The organism is Lactobacillus sp. UMNPBX1 (genome assembly GCF_002554085.1).
Taxonomy (GTDB): domain Bacteria; phylum Bacillota; class Bacilli; order Lactobacillales; family Lactobacillaceae; genus Lactobacillus; species Lactobacillus crispatus.
The window spans coordinates 17,311-37,264 of the sequence record NZ_PCZI01000001.1; the positions used below are offsets into that span (position 1 = coordinate 17,311).

Sequence of the window (19,954 nt, forward strand, 5' to 3'; positions counted from 1 at the left end):
CTCAATCGTACTTAAATAAATAGTAGAGATAAGCGTTTAGAAAGGAATTTATTATGTCAATTAAAGAAGATGCTCAAAGAGCTCATGCAAACTTATTAAAGGTGACCGATCCTGAAGCTTTGGAAAGAATTAATCATTTTGCTTTTGACGAAGTGCAGGCAGACGTTGATTTACCTGATCGTACCAAGATGTTGTCAACTTTAGCTTACTTGTTGGGGATGCAAGGAAAAGAAGAATATGAAGTAATGCTTTCAGTCGCATTGGACAATGGTGTTAGCCCAGTTGAAGCTAAGGAAATTTTATATCAAGCGGTTGATTATTTAGGTTTGGGTAGAGTTTTCCCATTTTTCAAGATTACCAATGATATTTTGACTAAGCGCGGCGTTGAATTACCTCTTGCGGGTCAAGCAACTACTACACTAGACAATCGCCTTGAAAAAGGTGAAGAAACTCAAATGCGCTTGTTTGGTCCACAAATGAAGGACTTTTCTAAGAAGGGTACTATTAACAAGTGGCTTGTAGATAATTGTTTTGGCGATTACTACACCAGAAAAGGCTTAGATGACAATGATCGCGAAATGATTACTTTCTGTTATATTGCTGCACAAGGTGGTTGTGAACCTCAATTAATGGCTCATACTCAAGCAAATATCAAATTAGGCAATGACAAGGAATTCTTGATGAAGGTCATTGAACAAAACGTACCATTCATTGGTTATCCTCGTTCACTTAATGCGGTTAGTGTAGTGAATAAGGCTGATGAAGCAGTTAATGGCAAAAATTAGAATTTAAATAAAAAAGTACCTTTTTGTTAACAGTTGTAGCTAATAGAACTACAATAAAGTCGTTATCAGAAAGGAAGCATTTAATTATGGCAGATGCAAAAGAAATTGAAGAAACTGCATTAATTGATAGAAATATGGATCAAGTTTTTGACTGGGCTAAGGGTAATGAAATGCCTATTCGTGACGCTATTTGGGACCACGAAATGGAAGCAAATGGTCGTGACACGATGAAGACCGAAGCAGCAGTTGAATGGATTCTTAAGGCCGATGATGACAAGGTTAAGGACTACTGCGAAAAGAACTTGAAGAAGTAACTAAAATATTCTATCAATAGACTTAACAATTTCGTCTGCGAGTAAAATGACTAGATCGCCAAAGATCTGGCCATTTTTTTAATGAAAATGCCCGGAAATCCCCGTATTTTAATGCGGGGATGGATAGGGCCAAGCTGACCTAGCAGTCAGCTTTTTTTATTTTAAAAATAGAGACATATGTTCGGCTTTCCTGTAAAATATAAATATCTAATATACAGAAGGAGGTGAAACACATGAAAAGAATGAGCAGTTTAGCCTATCATTTTGGCATCAAGCTTCGCTTTTATCCTAGTTCTAAGCAAAAGAAGATCATCAAGCTAAACTATGATGCGCAACGCTTTGTCTACAACTCTTATGTAGGACGTAATCGAAGCAATTATCATGCTAAGCACTACTTAGCTGTTAGACAATATCAAGCAATGCCCTTTGCTTTTTCTGCTCTTAATAGCTATGAAGCTAGGTTGGCAGAAGAAGTAGTCACTAATAGCGAACTATTGGCTAAGCCTAAGAATATCCGCGATACTTATAGCTTTTTACGCGTTAAAGAAATTGATAGCCTCGCTATTGCCAATGCGATTCAGAACTACCAGAAGGCTTGGAGCAACTATCGCAAGATTGGTCATGGAATCCCAACTTTCCATAAAAAACGCAGCGACTGGTCATATCAGACCAACTGTCAATATCCTAAGCAAAAAGAAGCTTTTCTTGATAACGGGACAGCTAGATTTATTGATGCTAAACATATTAAACTGCCTAAACTGGGTATCGTCCGCATTGCTGGTTTTAGAAGGCTAATCAAAGAGCGTTTGCTTAATCATATCCCAACTCGTATTGGAACAGTCACGATTAAAAAGACCGCTGACGAGCAATTCTACTTATCAATGCAGTTAGGCAGTGATATTGCTTTTGTTAAAGAACTAGCCAAGACGCAGAATCAAATTGGCATTGACCTTAATTTAGATAATTTCCTGACGGAATCGAACGGATCAATGGTCGCTAATCCACGCTTTTACCGCAAAGCCAAAAAGAAGCTGGCTCGTGCTCAACGAGTATTATCTCGCAGGCAGCGCCGGGCTAAAAAAGAAGGACGCAATTTGCGGCTAGCAAAAAACTATCAAAAGCAGCGTTTAGTTGTAGCTAAACTGCACGATAAGATCAGAAGACAGCGTAATGACTTCTTGCAAGTTCTCTCAACTGCACTAATCAAAAACCACGATTTAGTAGTTGCCGAGGAACTAAGAAGCAGAAACCTGTTAAAGAATCATGCCTTGTCTCAAGCCATTTCTGATGTCGGTTGGCGCAGCTTCCTGAATATGCTGGCATATAAGGCAAACTTATATGGCAAAGAGTTCAAAACAATTGATCCTAAGTACACCACTCAAAGATGCCATCAATGTGGCAGTATTATGGGGCAAAACGGTTATAAGAAACTAACGCTTAAAGATCGAGAGTGGACTTGTCCAATCTGTCGAACGCACCATATCCGCGATTGGAATGCGGCAGTGAACATCTTAGAAAAAGGGTTAGGCAAGTGGCAGAATCCTAAAATAAAAAAAGCAGCCTAGGCTAGGCTGCAGTCCGCTGGCAACTCACGGACTCAAAAGGCTTTGGTAAATAGACGACCTCTATCGGCAATAGTCAAAAGACTATTGCTGGTAAGTCAAGTCCGTATCTAAGCAAGTTGGTGTTCTGGTTAGCGCAAGCTAACGAGCCACCAAGCCCCAGAATTTATTCTGGGGTAGTTGACTTTCAATCGCTTGACCTACATTAATAAATATTTAATAATTGTTCAATATAAAGGTTGGGTGACAAAAATGAAGATGGAACATTCTGCAGGTGCAGTTATTTACAGAAAACGTGCAAACGGCGAACTGGAATATTTGATCGTGCAGAGCGTCGTAAATTATAATTGGGGCTTTCCAAAAGGACATCTTGAAAATAATGAAGATGCTGAAGAAGCTGCTAAAAGAGAAGTCTTTGAAGAAGTTGGCTTAAAGCCGGAATTTGATTTTAACTTTAAGGAAAAGGTTAAATATCAATTAACAGAGAATAAAGAAAAAACGGTTGTCTACTTTATAGCCAAATATCTTGCAGGACAAGAAGTCAAAACGCAAAAAGAGGAAATCTTAGCTAGCAAGTGGGTGAGTCTGGTCGAGGCCCAAAAGTATTTGACTGAGCATGGAAAGATGGATGTTTTAACTAAGGCGCAAAATTACATTGAGCAATAAAAAAGACGCATAAAAGACCTATTAAATCAGGGTTTGTAAACACCTAGATTTAATAGGCTTTTTTATTCTTGCTAAAAATAATTTTGCATATTTGCAAAGAAAAATCAATTAGATAAAAATGAGGGTAATATAATAGGCAAATGAATTAGGAAAGAGGTGAACGATCATTTTTTATACGGTTAAAGAAGAAAGTTAAGTCTTTTGCAATATCTGTTAATCCTAACCACTTTAAATTTTCTAGCTTAATTGAGATAAGCTTTTCATCTGTTTTGCCTAAACGGTAATCTAAAAGATACTTGAGGACATTAGTTCTAATTTTTAAGTAAGAGATTGGTTTAGGAATTGAAACTTTCTCTATTTTAGTTAAAAGCTGTGATGCTAATTTGGGATTTTTGATAATTAGAGCGGTTAGGGCGTTGATGACAGAGGATAAAGCATAATAATATTCTTGAAAATCATTAAATGTATTAGAATTTAAATTTTTAAGAATTCTGATTGAAATACTATATAGTTCCTTGCTGTCATAGAGAAAAACAGTGTTACCAAAAACATTGATGTACATCTCTGTCCAATATTCAATGTTAGATAAAATGTAGAATAATTTCTTTTGATAGCTCACTGGGAAAACATTGTTATCAGTTAGATCGTAATAACAATTACATGCGATAGCTAGTAGAAGTAAATCAAATTGATTATGTGAATTTTGGTATTCTTTTTTCTTGCTTTGTATTAATTGCAAAATATGACGATCATCGTTGGCTTCATAGTACATAGCCACTTTCGCAACAAATGGATTACTATGATTAATTTTGCAGTAATTAGTAAACTCTTTTAGGTTTATATGAATATTGTCTAAAAGCTTAATAACTAAATTGAAGCGAATATCAATCTTATTATTCTCCCATCTGGATAAAGTCGATGGAGAGATAACTCTGTTAGCAGCTTGCTCTAGTGAAATATGTTGTTGAAGACGAAGTGCTTTAAATTTTTGACCGTACATAATGAATTCCTGGCTTTGAAATTAAAAAATAAGAGAATACTTACTGTTATTATTATAAGCATTTGGGGAATTATGGGAAGCATTGATATCAATCCCATACACAGTAAATTGCAAGTTGAAAATTATGCATTACTTAACGAGAGAAAAAAGGAATGAATAGAGAAGGATATAGTTTTATTCCAAAGTATATTAATGCTTTTTGGGTAAATAATTCACTATTTTTAGAAGAAAGCTATATACCGGGAAAAACATTAGATGAAATTATTCGAAATGATTTGAAGGAAAGAAAGCAAGTCATGAGTAATTTTAAAAATATATTGCTAATAATTCACAAGCTTCATAAATTTGATGATTATATTATTCATGATATAAGCCCAGCTAATATTATTTTTTATAATAAAAGATTTTATCTGATTGATTTTGAATCATTTTCTAAATCTGAAGTAAAAGTTTCTACGCTATATGGAACAAGGGGATTTTTTGACAACGATTATGATATGAATGATCAAACAATAGATTATTTTGCTCTTGCCAGAGTTTACTATTTTTTAAGAAATGCAAAAGAATATAGGCAATTGTCTGAGAAAAGGCAAAGTTTTCAACTTACGGATTCCGAGATACAGAAAAATCTTTGGTTTAAAAAGTGTATGAATCATTCTTATAAAAATGATGAAGATTGGCTTGTTGATTATGAGAAATATGTGGGTATTAAACAATGAACACACAACAAATAAATTTTAAATGGGTAGTAAAACATGTTCCAATATATTTACAAATAGTTTTTCTGGTTTTATCGGCCATTTCAGCATTTGAAGGGGTATTAAATGCTGTACTGTTTGGACAATTAACTAATATCAATTTTAGTAACATTGACCACGTTTATAAATTTATTGGCTTAGCCTTTGGCGCATATCTGATAGTCTACATAGCTATGCTCTTGTTTTATTTGGTTCAAAATAGAATTGTGATGCTATTAAATATTGCTTTAAAGCAAGAATATTTTTATTCTAAATTTGCTAATTCAGACATGAAGCAAGCAAGAGGAGCAGATGTAATCAATTCGATTAGTGGTACTGCTAAAGAAATTGAACAAAAATATTTCTTTGGGATAACTGACATAGTTCAGTTTGTATTTAATGTGATTGCATCGGCAATAGTTGTTGTAGAAACTAATCTGATTTTGGGAATTATTTATTTGCTTCTTTCAGCGCTAACCCTGATTCCAAGCTATATTGGCAAGAAGAGGATGAATGAGAAAACCGAAAAATGGAATAAATCTAACTCACAGTTGATTCAGGCAATGAAGGATATATTTGAAGGACGCTTAGAAATACTGAATTTTGGTGTCAGACATCTTTTCTTTAAACGATTTGATCGAATCTTGGTTAATGAGGAAGACAAATATCGTAAGATGAATAATTGTCAATTCCAGGTACAATTCATTGCATGGTTAATCTCTTTAGTTACACTATTGCTACCAATTTTTATTGGCTTGCTTTTTATGCAGAGAGGCTGGTTTAACGTAACGGTAGCGGCCATTATAACTTTAAGTTTGTCAGCTGATAGGGTTGTGGGATATCTAAGAACAATTGCTTTGTATCAGACTCAAATTCATAGCACCGATGCAATTAGAAAAATAAAAAGCTATAATTTTGAAGAAAGTGAAAGTGTTAAACAAGATAATCATGACTCTCAAGCTATTTTGAAAATAAAAGATTTGTCTTTTTCATATGGTGATAAGAAAATTTTAGATGGTATAAATTTAACTTTGCGTGATCATGACAAGATCATTGTTACTGGGGCTTCAGGCATTGGGAAAAGTACATTAATTAATTGTATTGCTAATAATCTGAAGTATAACGGTGAAATCACCTTTGCTGGTCATCAAATTAATCCTGCCGATTTCATCAAGATCTCGCAAAGAATCTGGTTATTCCAAGGTACAGTGAGGGAGAATCTATCACTTCTGCAAAACATACCTGATGATCTAATGCTTCATGAAGCAAAAAAGATGGGACTGATTCATGAGTTTGGCAATGATTTTTTAGATAAATTAATTTCAGATGACGCGAACAATTTATCAGGTGGTCAGGCACAACGACTTGCTTTAGTTAGAGGTCTAATTCGTTCTAAGAAGATATATTTGCTTGATGAGATTTGTTCAAGTTTAGACCCTAAAAATAGTGATGCCATTCATAAGATAATCTACCAATTGCCGGCTATTGTCATTGAAATAGCACATAACTATAATCCACAACTTGCACAAGAGAATAAAGTGCAAGTTTATAAACTGATAGATGCCAAACTACAGAAGCAAAATTACATTGAGCAATAAAAAAGACGGGAGCTGAATTTCAACTCTCGTCTTTTCGTCATTAAGAAATTAAATTTTAATTGAATGAGACACTAATTTATTTCCTTAATATTAGCTCAATTCCTTGATGATAGCTTCCAAGGTCTTCTTAGCTTCATCTTGGATTGGTGTTCCTGGGTGTTCTTCATCGTACTTGTTGAGCCAGTTCAAACGATCTTGCATTCTCTTAGCTAAGGTCTTTTGGTATTCTGGGTCTTCAAGGTGAACTTCATAACCATCAATAGGTAAGTATGATACACCCTTGAAGTTACCGAATGGCTTGAAGTCGCTGTCCTTGATGTTGCCGTTAGCCAAGTCTTCGATTAACTTCTTAGTAACTTCCTTAGGAATATCCTTGCCCATGAATGCGTCGGTGTTCAAGCTGTAGCAACTAGCACCACGCTTAGTGAACAATTCCTTGAAGTCTCTGTAGTCACCTGAAACTGGGTAAGCTCTGAATGGGTCTGCGAATGGTTCGATAACTAAAGTGTTCATGTCAAAGCCCTTAGGTAAGTTTTCAGCTGAAGTACGCTTGGTTGCTAAAGTACAACCCATAGTAGTTGCCAATACTGGGTCATCGATCTTGATGATTGGAGGTAATGAACCGTCCTTCATAATCCAGAACAATGCAGTAATTGGTGACTTTTCGAAGTCTACACGGTGAGGACTAGTGTAGCGGGTCTTGATAACACGACCGTTGTTGTTACGTAAGTCTTCGGTTACGATAACTTTCTTGCCGTCTTTGTCTAAAGTTACATCACAGTTCATAATAGTGGTGTAGTATTTAGTCTCGTGGTGGCCAGCTGGGTAGTCGTGAGTCTTGTCAAAGTATGAAGGCTCAAGAGCTACTGAAGAACCGTCTTCACGTGAAATAATGAAGGCATCATCGTGTAAAACAGTGATGTCATATTTACCATCGTACATTTCGTGAGTCAAAGTTGACTTACCTGAACCTGACAAGCCGTAGAAAGCAAAGGTCTTATCATCTTTATCGTCAAAGTGGAATGACTTTTCACCACCGTGACATGCAGTGTAGCCATGACGGTGAGCAATTGCCCAAGCTAAGGTTAAGGTACCCTTCTTCAATTCACCGAAGTAGCGAAGGTTAAAGACAGCGGCACAGTTATGTGGAGCGTCAAATACGCCTAAGCCCTTAGGGTAATCTTCATCTTGAACATTTGGATCAAAGTAGAAGTAAATGTCTGGTTCATCGTAGAACTTTGACTTTTCGTATAATTTTTCAGCTTCATCGTCAAAGAAATGGAAGTTGAGGATGTATGAAAGAAGGTTAAAGGCTTGATCTTCGGGCATCATGATGTGAGCTTTTACAGTGAATGATGGGTCAAGACCTACTAAAACAGTAGCCTTTAAGTATTTTTGTTCATGTCCCTTGTAAATATCTTCACGTAAGTTGCCGTCTAATGCTTCAGCATCTTCATTAGGATTGTCAACAAAGTGACGGGCGCTAGCAGTTCTACCTAAAATCTTGCCGTGGTTGTAAACCAATTGGGTTGCGCCATGTGGCAAACCTAATTCCTTAGTGTGTAAGATTGGCAAGTCAGTAACAATAACGCCTGATTGCTTCTTAGCTAAGTTATAAGCTTCTGCAACACTGGTTACTTCGTGGACATTGTTGCCGTAAAATGCACTTTCAATAGTGGCACGAGTGCGGCTAAACATTGGATTATCTTTTCTTAATTCATCTTGAGAATAACGTTCTTTTGTACTCATATTAAGTTTTGTCCTCTCTAGGAAGCTTTTATAAAAACGCTTTCAATAACTTACATAAACTATAGTAACATAATTGTTTGTTAATAACCACACAAATATAAAAATATAAACTTTATGAAACTTAAAAATATACATGAGGAGCTGACATGCGTGACTTTGGTAAAAAATAAATCGATGATATAATGAACGTACGTGCGAAAAAAGGAGACAAAATGGATTCAAATCAACTCTTCAAATATGTCTATGCCAAATATGGTTTGAAATTTAAGCCTGCTGTACCAGGTTCCACTAGCGTTTACGTTTTAATGTCACCAGTTGATAGTGGTTATTTTGCGATGTTATCACGTGGGCAAGGTCAGAGTATATTGGACCTGAAATGTGGTGCAATGGCTGCACTAATAAGAGATTTGCCTGGCTTCACTGATCCAATGAAGATCAAGTCGGCAGATTGGGTTGGGGCAATATTAGAGAAAGTTAGTGAAGATTCACTCAAAAAAGCACTTGATTTTGCTTTTAAACTGGCGATGAATGGTGATGAAGTAAATATCGCCCAGAATCAATATTTTTATATTGCACCAGATAAAGTAGATGACCGCTATCAAGCCCAAGCAATTAAACCAAGTGAAAATCTTCGCAAGAAGCATAACAATAGTCTGGTCCCAGATAGAATTAGAAAGATGCTAGAAATTTATGACTACAGCATTTTGCCCAGTCGTGGCCGAGCTAAGAATTTTTATCAACAGGCTAGGATGATGGCCGACTATGATGATGATTATCCTGAATTTTTTGCCTTTAAGCGTTTTTATCCAACTTATCACGATATGAATACTGGGCAGCTTAGAAGTTACTTTACTTGGCGTAGCAAGATTCGCCAGCATGTTTTTGAAAAAACGAGTACATCCTATGCCTTTGTTTATATTTATGAATTACTGAACAATATTGGTGTTGATGACGCACAAGATGGATATGAAAAGCTGTTAGAATTTGAAGGAAAATATGTGCAACAATTTGACATTAGTATTGATGTATATTTACAAGACTGGCTCAAAGATTATGTTCTTTATTATGATTTAGACGAAAAAATTATTAAGCAGCGCTTTGCATCTGAGATTAAGCGTGATCATGATTATGAGGTTTTACACCATCCAGAAAAATTTACTGCGCAAGAGTTAGCAGCAGTCTTTGCAAAGAAAACGACTTATTGGAATTCATCTAAAGTTATTAATAAGAATGAAAAGTTATTTGTTCAACTGTTGCGTTACGTGTGGCTGGAGCTGCTGGATGCTAAAAAATACGGCATTGCATATTACAGTGCGTTTGTGGGCAAGCCTGATATAATTGAAAAGCCAATCTTTGCAGGCAGTGTTTTTTATCTGCGAAAACAACAAGTAGCTGACCATCAGATTGATGCAGTAAGAAAGTATCATTTTTACCAAGGAAAATGGCAAATTCATTGTGATCAACAAATCAGCCGTCAGCGGGTTAATTTAAATAATTTTCTCCATGAATTAGATAGAGTGGCGCGAACAGAATTTAAACTAGGTCGGTCGATTAAGCCGCGATTTATTGATCAAGCTGTACTTAAGGCAATTAACGCGGGGGTTGCTGAATATCACATTCAAGAAAAAAAGGCGCAGATTGATCAGATTAAGATTGATTTTTCCGATTTGGATCAAATTCGGGCCAATGCTTCGAAGACGCGTGATAGTTTGTTAACGGATGAGGAAAAGCAGCTAGAGCAGGCAGAAGCGCAAGAAGAAGTAGAAAAACAAGCAGATGAAACTGTCAAAGTTGATAATGAATATGGCTTAGATGAAAATGAAATGTTTTTCTTAACTGCATTGTTGATGCAGCAGCCTTGGCAGACCTATTTGAAGCAGCACCACTTAATGGCATCAATTTTGATGGATAATATTAATGAAAAATTATTTGATGAATTCGGTGATGTGGTTTTAGAAAATAACGAACAGGACCAACCACAAGTAATTACCGATTATGTAGATGACTTAAAAGATATGTTTTTGAAGGGATGAAATCATGCCACAAAAAAGAAGAGTACCAAAAAGAATTGCGCAAACTGTCCTTAATTCATTAAAGGGTGGGGTAGTGCCAAGAATAGGGTTACCTTATATTACCGTGGGGAGAAAGGCCGAGATTGAGGCCCTATTACACGATGTGGATGTTATTCAAGAAGGCGGAGCAAGCTTTCGTTTTATCGTGGGTCGTTATGGCTCAGGAAAAAGCTTTTTACTTCAAACGATCCGTAACTATGTGATGGATAAAAATTTTGTTGTTGTAGATGGTGATTTATCACCTGAACGTCGGCTGCAAGGATCAAAAGGACAGGGTTTAGCAACATACCGTGAATTAATTCAGAACTTATCAACTAAGACTAGGCCTGAAGGCGGTGCCTTGACTTTGATTCTAGATCGCTGGATTAATTCAGTGCAGATGCAAGTTTCGCAAGAAACAGGCTTAAATAATGATGATCCTAAATTTGAGCAAGCAGTTGACCAGAAAATCTATGGCGTCATTTCTTCATTAAACGAATTAGTTCATGGTTTTGATTTTGCTAAATTGCTGAACATGTACTATCACGCTTATATGAGTGGTGATGATGAGACTAAGGCTAAAGTAGTCAAGTGGTTCAGAGGAGAATATAGCCATAAGACTGAGGCTAAAAAGGAATTAGGCGTTGATATCATTATTAGTGATAGTGATTGGTATGAATATTTAAAGTTATTTGCGACTTTCTTTAGACAAGCGGGCTATGCTGGTTTAATGATTATGATTGATGAATTGGTTAATATCTATAAAATTCCGAATGCAATTAGCCGCCAGTACAACTATGAAAAGATTTTGACGATGTATAACGATACCTTGCAGGGAAAGGCAAAATACCTGGGAATCATCATGTGTGGTACACCGCAAGCAATCGAGGATCGTCGCCGTGGCGTTTATTCATATGAAGCTTTGCGTAGTAGATTAGCAACTGGAAAATTTGCTCAAGCAGGTGCGCGTGATATGTATGCGCCAGTGATTAAGCTGGAACCACTAACCGTAGAAGAGATGTTGGTTTTAACGGAAAAATTGGCTGACATGCATGCGGGACTTTATGGCTATGAACGGACAATTACTGATGATGATTTAGCGCAATTTATCAAGATTGAATATGCGCGGGTTGGTGCGGATACTAATATTACGCCGCGTGAAATTATTCGTGACTTTATTGAATTGTTAGACATTGTTTGGCAAAATCCACAGACAGATATTCAGACTTTGCTTAATTCAGACCAATTTTCATATGCTAAGTCTGAAGCAGTATCTGATAATCAAGAAAAAGATTACACTGAATTTCAAATTTAAGGATTAATTATGGACGTTTTTTCACATTACGCGCCTTTTATTCAAGACTATATTTATGAACATGGATGGCGTACCTTGCGCCCGATTCAGGTGGCTGCAGCTGAGGAAATTTTTGAAACTGAGGATAATGTATTGCTCTCAGCTTCAACTGCATCAGGAAAAACAGAAGCGGCCTTTTTCCCAATTTTGTCGGATATTTATCAAGAGCCGGAAGATTCTGTTAAGGTGCTGTATATTGCACCATTAAAAGCTTTGATTAATGATCAATATGATCGGTTGATCGAATTGTGCCAGGATGTGGATATCCCTGTTTGGCGCTGGCACGGTGATGTGGCTCAAACGCAGAAGAGAAAGCTGCTCAAACATCCCTCGGGAATTTTGCAGATTACCCCAGAATCACTCGAGAGTTTTATGATTAATAAGCATATGGACATCCCGCATTTATTCGGTGGATTGAAATATATTGTAGTAGATGAACTACATTCATTTTTGCGAAGTGATCGTGGTGGACAGACTTTCTGTTTAATCGAGCGGCTAAGCAAGTTAGCTGGAGTCAATCCCAGAAGAATCGGACTTTCTGCAACGATTGGCAATTTGAAAGAGGCTAGTGCTTTTTTAGGTGCAGGTTCTAATCGGAAAACTGTCGCGCCCAAAGTGCAAAATCAACCTCAAATCTGGCATCTATCGATGGAACATTTTTATCAGACAGATCCCCAAGCTAGCAGCAAAGATTTTGATACAAGCCAGATTGAACCTAAAACTGATCGGGCCCCCGAATTGGCAGATCCAGGAATTGGCTATATTTTTGAACATACGCGTGGCAGAAAATGTTTAGTTTTTACCAATAGTCGAGAAGAGTGTGAGGCAGTTTGTCAGGAGTTGCGGGCTTATTGTGCATATAATCATGAACCCGATCGTTTTATGATTCATCATGGCAATTTGTCACCTGCATTGCGTGAAACGGCAGAAGCGGCGATGAAAGATGAAGATGTCTATATGACAACTTGTGCTACTGCTACGTTAGAGCTCGGAATCGATATTGGACAACTAGAAGCAGCCTTTCAAATTGATGCTCCGTTTACCGTATCCGGTTTTTTACAAAGAATGGGACGCACAGGTCGCCGTGGCAATCCCCCGGAAATGCACTTTGTTATGCGTGAAGAGCATCCTGAATCGCGGGCAATGTTACCGGAATTGATTCCATGGCCACTGTTGCAAGGGATTGCCTTAGTGCAGCTTTATGCAGAAGAAAAATGGGTTGAACCGCCTGCACCTAACCGACTTCCCTATAGTTTACTCTATCATCAAACTATGAGTACGCTGGCATCAGGCGGGGAAATGACACCAGCAGAATTAGCTTCAAGGGTATTAACTCTATCGTATTTTCATAATGTTTCGCAAGAAGACTATCGCGTCTTATTAAAGCATCTGCTTAAAACTGGTCACATTGAATGGACTGAAAATCATGGCTTAATTGTTGGTCTTGCCGGTGAAAAAGTTGTGAATAACTTTAAATTTTACGCTGTTTTTCAGGAAAATGAGGAATTCAGTGTACATGCCGGCAGTGAGGAATTAGGAACAATCGTGAAGCCACCTCCAGTTGGAGATAAGATTGCAATTGCTGGTCGCGTTTGGGTAGTTGAAGATGTTGATCGCAAGCGCCATCAAGTATATTGCCATGAGGTGAAGGGAAGAATTCCTGCTTTCTTTGGGGACGTGCCGGGGGATATTCAGCCGAAAATTTTGCAAAGAATGAAAAAGGTGCTGACTGAAAAGGGGATGTATCCGTATTTAATGCAGAATGCTCAAGCAAGATTAACCCAAGCACGTGACACTGCCGCCTTGGCTGAGTTGCCAAAGAAGAATCTGATCAAATTAGGTGGCAATATGTGGTGTCTTTTTCCTTGGACAGGGACTTACGCATTTTTAGCATTGGAACGGTTAATTAGAATTAAATGCGGTGAAAAACTAAATATTCGTGGCTTTAATTCTTCCCGTCCATATTTCATGTACTTTGCAATGGATGCCGATGAGGATGACTTCTGGCGGATCATTAATGAAGAAGCACAAAAAGACTTTGATCCCTTAGACCTGGTTTATCCTAAGGAAGTTCCTGGAATTGATAAGTATGATCAATATTTGCCAGATGAATTACTTAGAAAAGAATTTGCGCAGAGCGTTTTGGATATTCAAGAAATGAGACGGTGTGTTAAAGCAATGGCAGAGGACTATCAAGAGAATAAGTAGAATTCTGTTATAATAGAAAAAAACTGATTAGAAAAGAGAATAAAAATGGCTTTAAAAATTAATCAATTTGTTTCTAAAGATGCCCAGGCACGTGATTTGCTTAAGGAATTAATCAAGGTGCACCAAGTTCATCAAGCTTATAATGTGCGTGATTTGACTGATGCCGATGAACAGATTTTGGAGAAAGCATTTAACAAAACACGTCAATTAATGCCAAGAATTACTGCTAAGAAAATTAAGTTTGATGATAAGCAATGGGATTCATTGTTCAACTTATTGATGGCAGAACAAATTGCTTTTGCTCGAGTATTGAGTGAAGGCGATGAAAATTTGACGACTTATGCTCAAGCTAAAAATCAAGCTGAGCAAGCTGCAGCCTTAGTTAATGCACAAATGGTTAAATTGGATAAAAAGTAAAGAAATTCCTGCTCAATTTGGCGGGAATTTTTTGTTAGGCTCAATTTTAAATAGTAACTTTACAAAGGAGACCATAATTTTGTACACTACTTATTAAAAAGAAGTAAGTAGAAAGAGGAGCGCAATGCTACATAATTCAACAGTTGATGCACAAATCAATCATAGATCAATTAGAAAATTTAAAGATGAAGTGCTGAATAAGGAACAATTGGAAACTTTATACACAGTTTTTCAACATACTGCAACGAGCATGTTTATGCAAAATGCTAGTCTGCTTCATGTAACTGATCCTGAACAGAAAAAGAAAATCCAAGAGCTTTGCAATCAGAAATATGTTGGCGCAGAAGGTGACTTATTTATCTTTATTGTTGATTTGTACCGTAATCAACAAATTCGTCAACAACTTGGCAAAGATGATGGCCGTGTTCATACGACTGATATCTTTTTCCAAGCTATGGAAGATACACTGCTTGCTTTTCAGAATGTGGCTAATGCGGTAGAAAGCATGGGATTAGGCTATGTGCCACTTGGTACGGTGAATGATCATCCTTTGGAGATGCTTAAGACTTTAGATTTGCCAAAACTGACTTTTCCAGTGTTGGGGATGCAAGTTGGTGTGCCAGATCAAGAACCACAATTGAAGCCGCGCTTGCCACTTGAATTTACCTGTTTTGAGGGCAGTTATAAGAAGGATTTTGATGTGAAGGATCTTAAGGACTACGATGACGTGGTTACGACTTATTATGATTTGCGGGATGCTAATCGCCGGATTGATTCATTTACCAAGCAGATTACTGGCAAAAAGCTTGATAATCATGAGACCGATCGGGATCAATTGCCGGAAGAATTGCATAAACAAGGCCTTTGTTTAGATTGGAAATAGAATTGCAACAAGAATAATGCTGTGGTGATTGCACCCGGTGCGTTGTTTTGGTATAATTCATTTGTTGTGAGGTCGCTGAATTAGCTCAGTTGGTAGAGCATCTCCCTCGTAAAGAGAAGGTCGCCAGTTCGACTCTGGCATTCAGCATCAGAGTATTACTAAAAAGCATTATTTATTTTCAATATTGTTAATAAATGATGCTTTTTTTGGTTGTATGAATTACGTTCAATAATGAAAGGAAACGTAGTATGCAGATATGGCAATGTTTTTTCTAAGAAACAACTTAATGAGTTCATGGTGCAAAGTTAATTAGTAAAACAAAAAACTGTATCACTCCAATGACATTAGCCTAGAGTGATACAGTTTTTTTACATATTACGCAGATTTTTATTGAAAATAATCATTGCGATTACTAGTACTAAAATTGAAGCAGAAGTGGCAAGCGTACTCCAAATGTTACTATGAGAAGTAATCAGACTGCGAATTAGCGCAGTAACACCTAAGCCCAATAGAAAATTGATGCTAGTGTGACCGTGATGACGCAAGGCTGAAATAATCATTGCAGTAAATTCAAAGAAGAGGAAGAAAACGATAATTTCTGACATAATCTCGGAGTTGCTTTCTTCGATCTTAGTTGAAAATAATGATTGGCAAAGTGGAATTAGATCGCGGAATAAGAGTATGATCAGAATAATCCCGAGTAAACCAATTGCGACTACTAGTAGATTCTGTAAAAGGCGAGCAAATTTAGCGGTAAATTTGTTGAAGTTTTTCATGGCTTTAATCCTTTCTTTTTTACCATTATAGAATAAGCAATAAGATTAGGGCTAGTGTGCTAAATATTATGCGTCAAACATGCGAAAGCGCTTTTTCTTTTCTATAATAAAAATAGAAGAACTAATGAAAGGAAAGAATCATGTCGCTTAGAACAAAATTTAATTACATGGCAACTGGTCGTCCTTATAATGATGCGGATCCTCGCCTTGACACCTTGAGAGACCTTGCTACCTTGAAGACCAATAATATTAATAATGAGAATGATCACGCTAAAAAAGAAATATTAATCAAAGAACTCTTTGGTTCAACAGGTGAGCATCCCTTCGTAAATCCTAATTTTCGTTGCGAATTCGGACAAAATATTCATGTCGGGGATAACTTTTATGCCAACTATGACTGCACGATTTTAGATGATGCGCCTGTTTATATTGGAAACAATGTTTTATTTGGTCCTAAGGTTGGCTTGTATACCAGCAACCATTTATTTGATCCAGCCGAGCGAAAAGCCGGTGGCTGTGTTGCACATTCGATCGGCATTGGTGACAATGTCTGGCTAGGTGCCGGGGTTAGCGTAACTCCAGATACAATTATTGGACGTAATTCAATTATTGGTGCAGGCAGTGTAGTTGTGAATGACATCCCAGATAATGTAATTGCAGCGGGGAATCCATGCAAGGTAATTAGAAAGATTACCGCGACAGATCGTACTGGATTCGATCCTAATAGTGGTCAATTTCTATAGAAAAAAGACAGTAGTTGATTTCAAACTACTGTCTTTTCTGATCATCTTAATCTAGCAACGCCATTCAACGCCGGTCATTTTTACATTCTTTTGAGCTTTAATTAACTCGGCGCCATTGCCGATATCAACGCCGCCATCAAGCAATCCTTCGTCACTCTTTAAGTTGAGGGATGCATTGGCGTAGTCAACCACTAAATTTGGTCCCATCATTGTGGTGTCGTATTTAGAAGTGTAAATATTGATTCCTTGGTTATTTTCAAATTTGATTGGATAATCAGGATCAACTTTGTCTACATAAATAATGGAAAAGTGACTGCCAATTGCACAACCGCCGCCTTTGATAGAATATTTACCACCACCATCGTCGGCGATTAAAATTAGAATTTTATTCAAGATTTCGCGTCTTTTTAAGTAGTCAAGCGCCTTGTCAGTGAATGTAATTTTCATTTCGAACACTTCTTTCTTGTTTCATCTTGTTAACTCAATTATAGTCAAAAAGAATAGTAAATAAATTAATTTAAATCAAAAATGGAGGAAAAATAAATGACTGATAAGAGCCATGATCCAGATAATTTTGATTGGCTGGATTCCATTATTAATGAAGAAACTGACAAACGTGTAAAAAATGAAGGTCCTCAAAAGAAGGATCAAACAAGCGATGATTCTGATAATCATTGGTTTGATTCGATCATCGATGCAGCAGTTGAAAAACGTACTAAGGAAAATGAACGGATTCTGCACAAATTGAAGGAAAAAGAAAATCAAAATAAGTAAAAAGGTGGAAGAAACACACTAGGCTTGGAGTTCTTCCACTTTTTATTTATTCAGTGTAGATAATGATCATTTCCTGCCATTCATTGCTTTCGCCGATGTTGCGAAATTCAAGCTTGAATACCCTGGCGTTTGGATGTTTTTCTTCCCAGCTAGAATAAGCATCAGATGGCATGTCTTCAGTTGATTGATATTTGAAAGAATCAACGTGTAAGTTCTTGGCATCAATTGCATTTTCTTCATTAAACATTGCAATCACTTCTTTTCATATCTATTGTAGCCTGTTTTTTTGCCGGAGGTTAATTTTAGGATTGCATAGAAAAAGAACCAGTGTACATCTGCTATAATTAAGAAAAGAATGTTAGTTTAATTTAGCCCATGGGGTAGTATGAAATGAAAAAATTATCAATCGAACGCTGTTGGATGATCGAGTGAAGGAGAACTATATCTTCATTTCTGATATTCATGGCAACTTAGAAACCTTAGACTTAATCAAGCAGGCAACAGCAGATTTTCCAGAAGCACAATTAGTTGCGGGCGGTGACTATGTTGATGGCCGCGAGCATGTGAAGGAAGTATTGGATTATTTAATTGAACAAAAAAGCGAAGGAGCAATCGTACTACTGGGTAATCATGAGCAAATGTTACTCAATTTTGCGGAGAAGCAGGAACATCAAGATGGCATTTGGTTTTATAACGGTGGTGGCAAGAGCCTAGTTAGTCTGTTCGGCAGTACAGTTTTGCCTGATGAGTTGCGTGATAGTGAGTATTATCGCTTTCTAAAAGGCTGTCCTATTATGTATGAAACGCCACACTTGATTTTTGTTCATGCGGGTGTGCGGCCAGATGAACAGTATAATGATCCGGAAACTTACTCTGAGATAGAGTATGGCTTGAAATTTGACTATGATTTTTACCGTATTTGGGCACGAGATAAGTATTGGTATTTCGATTCCTTATTGAAAATGATGGCTCATAACAAAACGGGCAAAACAATTGTGACTGGTCATACGCCAACAGCTGCTTTAGAAGGAAAATATGATGATGGTCGACAAATGAGGCGGCTATCAATTGATGATTGTATCGTTAGAACAGTGCAATACCCAGGTGAGCCAGCAAGAATTTTTACTGACGGTGGTTCACATTCTGATCCATTGATTTATCCACATAATGATGGAAATGTTGTAGTGCTAGATGGCATGGGTAAAATAGTCCGTGTTTATAACTGGAAGCATCCTCACGGTACAAGATTTGAAAACCAATAAAAAAGGCATCCCTTGCGGACGCCTTTTTTCGATTTAGAGATCAAAATTTGCTTAATCTTCGACTTTCTTGGCTTCGTTCATAGCCTTCATGATTGAAGGGTTCTTTGAATGACAATCTTTGATCATTTGTAAATCTTCTTCGCTTAACTTTACTTCGTATTTAGCCATAACTTCATTTCCTCACTTTATTCTTATGATTACATGTAAACTATAGCACTTACAGACATAACTGCAATATTTTTCTTGGTAGATTAATATTTCTGTGAAAATAGTGGTAATAAAATTGCTTTCATTATATTATTGATTAGATAGGTATATACCAAAGAAACACGAGCTTATTTTTAGATTGAAGATAAATAACAAATCAAGGAAAATATATTATAAAATGTTACTATAGTGTTCTAATATGTGATATAATCTCATCGTAAGGCGGTGAGATTATTTTTTATGACTGACTATTCTAATCGAATTATGTATTTAAAAGAAGCTGCTGCTTATGTTGGCAAAGCTCCTTTTACCCTTCAAAGCTGGGATCGTGCTGGCAAGCTAAAAGCGCACAGAACCGAAAACAATAGACGTTTCTACTATCAATCAGAGCTTGACGCTTATTTAGGTATTAGACGTGACCAAGCTGATCATCGAAAAACTGTAGCCTATGCAAGAGTTTCTTCTAATGGTCAAAAAGATGATTTGCAGGATCAGATAGCCTTCTTAAGGCAGTTTATTAATGCCAAAGGTATTATTGCGGATGAATTTATTTCTGATATTGGTTCAGGTCTAAATTATAAGCGTCCTAAATGGCTTAAGCTGATCAAGGAAGTGGATCAAAACAGAATTAAAGAAATCTACGTTACTTATGAAGATCGGTTTATCAGATTTGGCTTTAAGTTCTTTCAAGAATTCTGCTCTTGGCATAATTGCAAGATAATTGTGCTTAACAACGAAGATACCTCGCCAGATAAAGAAATGGTTGACGATTTAATCAGTATTATCCATGTCTTTTCTTGTCGCTTGTACGGCTTAAGAAGATACAAGAAAAAAATACAGGACGACCCTGCTTTAAAGAATAAATAGG

General features: G+C 36.9%; 20 protein-coding genes and 1 tRNA gene. 16 read left to right on the forward strand and 5 right to left on the reverse strand.

Annotated features, from left to right (window positions below):
- Nucleotides 1-53 precede the first annotated feature (53 nt).
- The 4 genes from CP352_RS00075 to CP352_RS00090 all read left to right on the forward strand — a co-directional run bounded on the left by CP352_RS00075 (nucleotide 54) and on the right by CP352_RS00090 (nucleotide 3,327).
- Nucleotides 54-785, forward strand: a complete 732-nt coding sequence (locus CP352_RS00075) for a carboxymuconolactone decarboxylase family protein (protein ID WP_089143369.1) — start codon at nucleotides 54-56, stop codon at nucleotides 783-785.
- A gap of 86 nt (nucleotides 786-871) precedes the next feature.
- Nucleotides 872-1,099 (forward strand): hypothetical protein, encoded by a 228-nt coding sequence (locus tag CP352_RS00080; RefSeq protein WP_005724381.1) that lies wholly within the window; start codon nucleotides 872-874, stop codon nucleotides 1,097-1,099.
- A gap of 233 nt (nucleotides 1,100-1,332) precedes the next feature.
- Nucleotides 1,333-2,664, forward strand: coding sequence for an RNA-guided endonuclease TnpB family protein (locus tag CP352_RS00085; RefSeq protein ID WP_098034845.1), 1,332 nt, complete (start codon nucleotides 1,333-1,335; stop codon nucleotides 2,662-2,664).
- Between the two features lie 249 nt (nucleotides 2,665-2,913).
- Nucleotides 2,914-3,327 carry a bis(5'-nucleosyl)-tetraphosphatase gene (locus tag CP352_RS00090; protein WP_061204481.1) on the forward strand — a complete coding sequence of 138 codons (414 nt, stop codon included), beginning with the start codon at nucleotides 2,914-2,916 and terminating at the stop codon, nucleotides 3,325-3,327.
- A 145-nt stretch (nucleotides 3,328-3,472) separates the two neighbouring features.
- Here the strand turns inward: CP352_RS00090 and CP352_RS00095 are convergent, their stop codons facing one another.
- Complete coding sequence (locus tag CP352_RS00095; RefSeq protein ID WP_005720873.1) at nucleotides 3,473-4,327, reverse strand: Rgg/GadR/MutR family transcriptional regulator; 855 nt, start codon at nucleotides 4,325-4,327, stop codon at nucleotides 3,473-3,475.
- Nucleotides 4,328-4,479: 152 nt separating this feature from the next.
- Between CP352_RS00095 and CP352_RS00100 the strand changes: the two genes are divergently transcribed.
- On the forward strand, nucleotides 4,480-5,046 hold the full coding sequence (locus CP352_RS00100) for a protein kinase (protein ID WP_013085912.1): 567 nt from the start codon (nucleotides 4,480-4,482) through the stop codon (nucleotides 5,044-5,046).
- The gene (locus CP352_RS00105; protein ID WP_065989396.1) at nucleotides 5,043-6,662 is read left to right on the forward strand and encodes an ABC transporter ATP-binding protein; all 1,620 of its coding nucleotides are present in this window, start codon (nucleotides 5,043-5,045) and stop codon (nucleotides 6,660-6,662) included. Before CP352_RS00100 ends, CP352_RS00105 begins: the two co-directional genes overlap by 4 nt.
- A 90-nt stretch (nucleotides 6,663-6,752) precedes the next feature.
- Here CP352_RS00105 and CP352_RS00110 read toward each other — a convergent pair whose 3' ends face one another.
- A complete protein-coding gene (locus CP352_RS00110; protein WP_065989398.1) occupies nucleotides 6,753-8,411 on the reverse strand; it encodes a phosphoenolpyruvate carboxykinase (ATP) in 1,659 nt (552 codons plus the stop codon).
- Between the two features lie 212 nt (nucleotides 8,412-8,623).
- On the opposite strand from CP352_RS00110, the gene CP352_RS00115 reads away from it, so the two are divergent.
- From CP352_RS00115 to CP352_RS00140, 6 genes are all read left to right on the forward strand, one after another.
- Nucleotides 8,624-10,444 carry a TerB N-terminal domain-containing protein gene (locus tag CP352_RS00115; RefSeq protein WP_013085914.1) on the forward strand — a complete coding sequence of 607 codons (1,821 nt, stop codon included), beginning with the start codon at nucleotides 8,624-8,626 and terminating at the stop codon, nucleotides 10,442-10,444.
- A 4-nt stretch (nucleotides 10,445-10,448) separates the two neighbouring features.
- Nucleotides 10,449-11,777, forward strand: coding sequence for an ATP-binding protein (locus tag CP352_RS00120; protein ID WP_068812680.1), 1,329 nt, complete (start codon nucleotides 10,449-10,451; stop codon nucleotides 11,775-11,777).
- A 9-nt stretch (nucleotides 11,778-11,786) separates the two neighbouring features.
- Entirely contained in the window at nucleotides 11,787-14,024 is a 2,238-nt protein-coding gene (locus tag CP352_RS00125) for a DEAD/DEAH box helicase (protein ID WP_089143393.1), read from the forward strand.
- Nucleotides 14,025-14,069: 45 nt separating this feature from the next.
- Nucleotides 14,070-14,441, forward strand: coding sequence for a hypothetical protein (locus tag CP352_RS00130; protein ID WP_089143392.1), 372 nt, complete (start codon nucleotides 14,070-14,072; stop codon nucleotides 14,439-14,441).
- Between the two features lie 124 nt (nucleotides 14,442-14,565).
- The gene (locus tag CP352_RS00135; RefSeq protein WP_089143391.1) at nucleotides 14,566-15,324 is read left to right on the forward strand and encodes an NADPH-dependent oxidoreductase; all 759 of its coding nucleotides are present in this window, start codon (nucleotides 14,566-14,568) and stop codon (nucleotides 15,322-15,324) included.
- Nucleotides 15,325-15,398: 74 nt separating this feature from the next.
- Nucleotides 15,399-15,471: transfer RNA gene (locus CP352_RS00140), tRNA-Thr, on the forward strand.
- Between the two features lie 221 nt (nucleotides 15,472-15,692).
- On the opposite strand, the gene psiE is transcribed toward CP352_RS00140, so the two are convergent.
- A complete protein-coding gene (gene psiE / locus CP352_RS00145) occupies nucleotides 15,693-16,100 on the reverse strand; it encodes a phosphate-starvation-inducible protein PsiE (RefSeq protein WP_013085919.1) in 408 nt (135 codons plus the stop codon).
- A gap of 140 nt (nucleotides 16,101-16,240) precedes the next feature.
- Here psiE and CP352_RS00150 point away from each other — a divergent pair, with 140 nt between their 5' ends.
- The gene (locus CP352_RS00150) at nucleotides 16,241-16,843 is read left to right on the forward strand and encodes a sugar O-acetyltransferase (RefSeq protein ID WP_089143390.1); all 603 of its coding nucleotides are present in this window, start codon (nucleotides 16,241-16,243) and stop codon (nucleotides 16,841-16,843) included.
- 51 nt (nucleotides 16,844-16,894) lie between these two features.
- Here CP352_RS00150 and CP352_RS00155 read toward each other — a convergent pair whose 3' ends face one another.
- A complete protein-coding gene (locus tag CP352_RS00155; protein ID WP_013085921.1) occupies nucleotides 16,895-17,290 on the reverse strand; it encodes an iron-sulfur cluster biosynthesis family protein in 396 nt (131 codons plus the stop codon).
- A 96-nt stretch (nucleotides 17,291-17,386) separates the two neighbouring features.
- On the opposite strand from CP352_RS00155, the gene CP352_RS00160 reads away from it, so the two are divergent.
- Nucleotides 17,387-17,617 (forward strand): hypothetical protein, encoded by a 231-nt coding sequence (locus CP352_RS00160; RefSeq protein WP_005720889.1) that lies wholly within the window; start codon nucleotides 17,387-17,389, stop codon nucleotides 17,615-17,617.
- Between the two features lie 46 nt (nucleotides 17,618-17,663).
- Here the strand turns inward: CP352_RS00160 and CP352_RS00165 are convergent, their stop codons facing one another.
- Nucleotides 17,664-17,864 carry a hypothetical protein gene (locus CP352_RS00165; RefSeq protein ID WP_013085922.1) on the reverse strand — a complete coding sequence of 67 codons (201 nt, stop codon included), beginning with the start codon at nucleotides 17,862-17,864 and terminating at the stop codon, nucleotides 17,664-17,666.
- A gap of 181 nt (nucleotides 17,865-18,045) precedes the next feature.
- Here CP352_RS00165 and CP352_RS00170 point away from each other — a divergent pair, with 181 nt between their 5' ends.
- Both CP352_RS00170 and CP352_RS00180 read left to right on the forward strand, forming a co-directional pair.
- The gene (locus CP352_RS00170) at nucleotides 18,046-18,879 is read left to right on the forward strand and encodes a metallophosphoesterase family protein (protein WP_233186891.1); all 834 of its coding nucleotides are present in this window, start codon (nucleotides 18,046-18,048) and stop codon (nucleotides 18,877-18,879) included.
- Nucleotides 18,880-19,326: 447 nt separating this feature from the next.
- Nucleotides 19,327-19,953, forward strand: coding sequence for an IS607 family transposase (locus CP352_RS00180; RefSeq protein WP_013085924.1), 627 nt, complete (start codon nucleotides 19,327-19,329; stop codon nucleotides 19,951-19,953).
- Nucleotide 19,954: the final 1 nt, after the last annotated feature.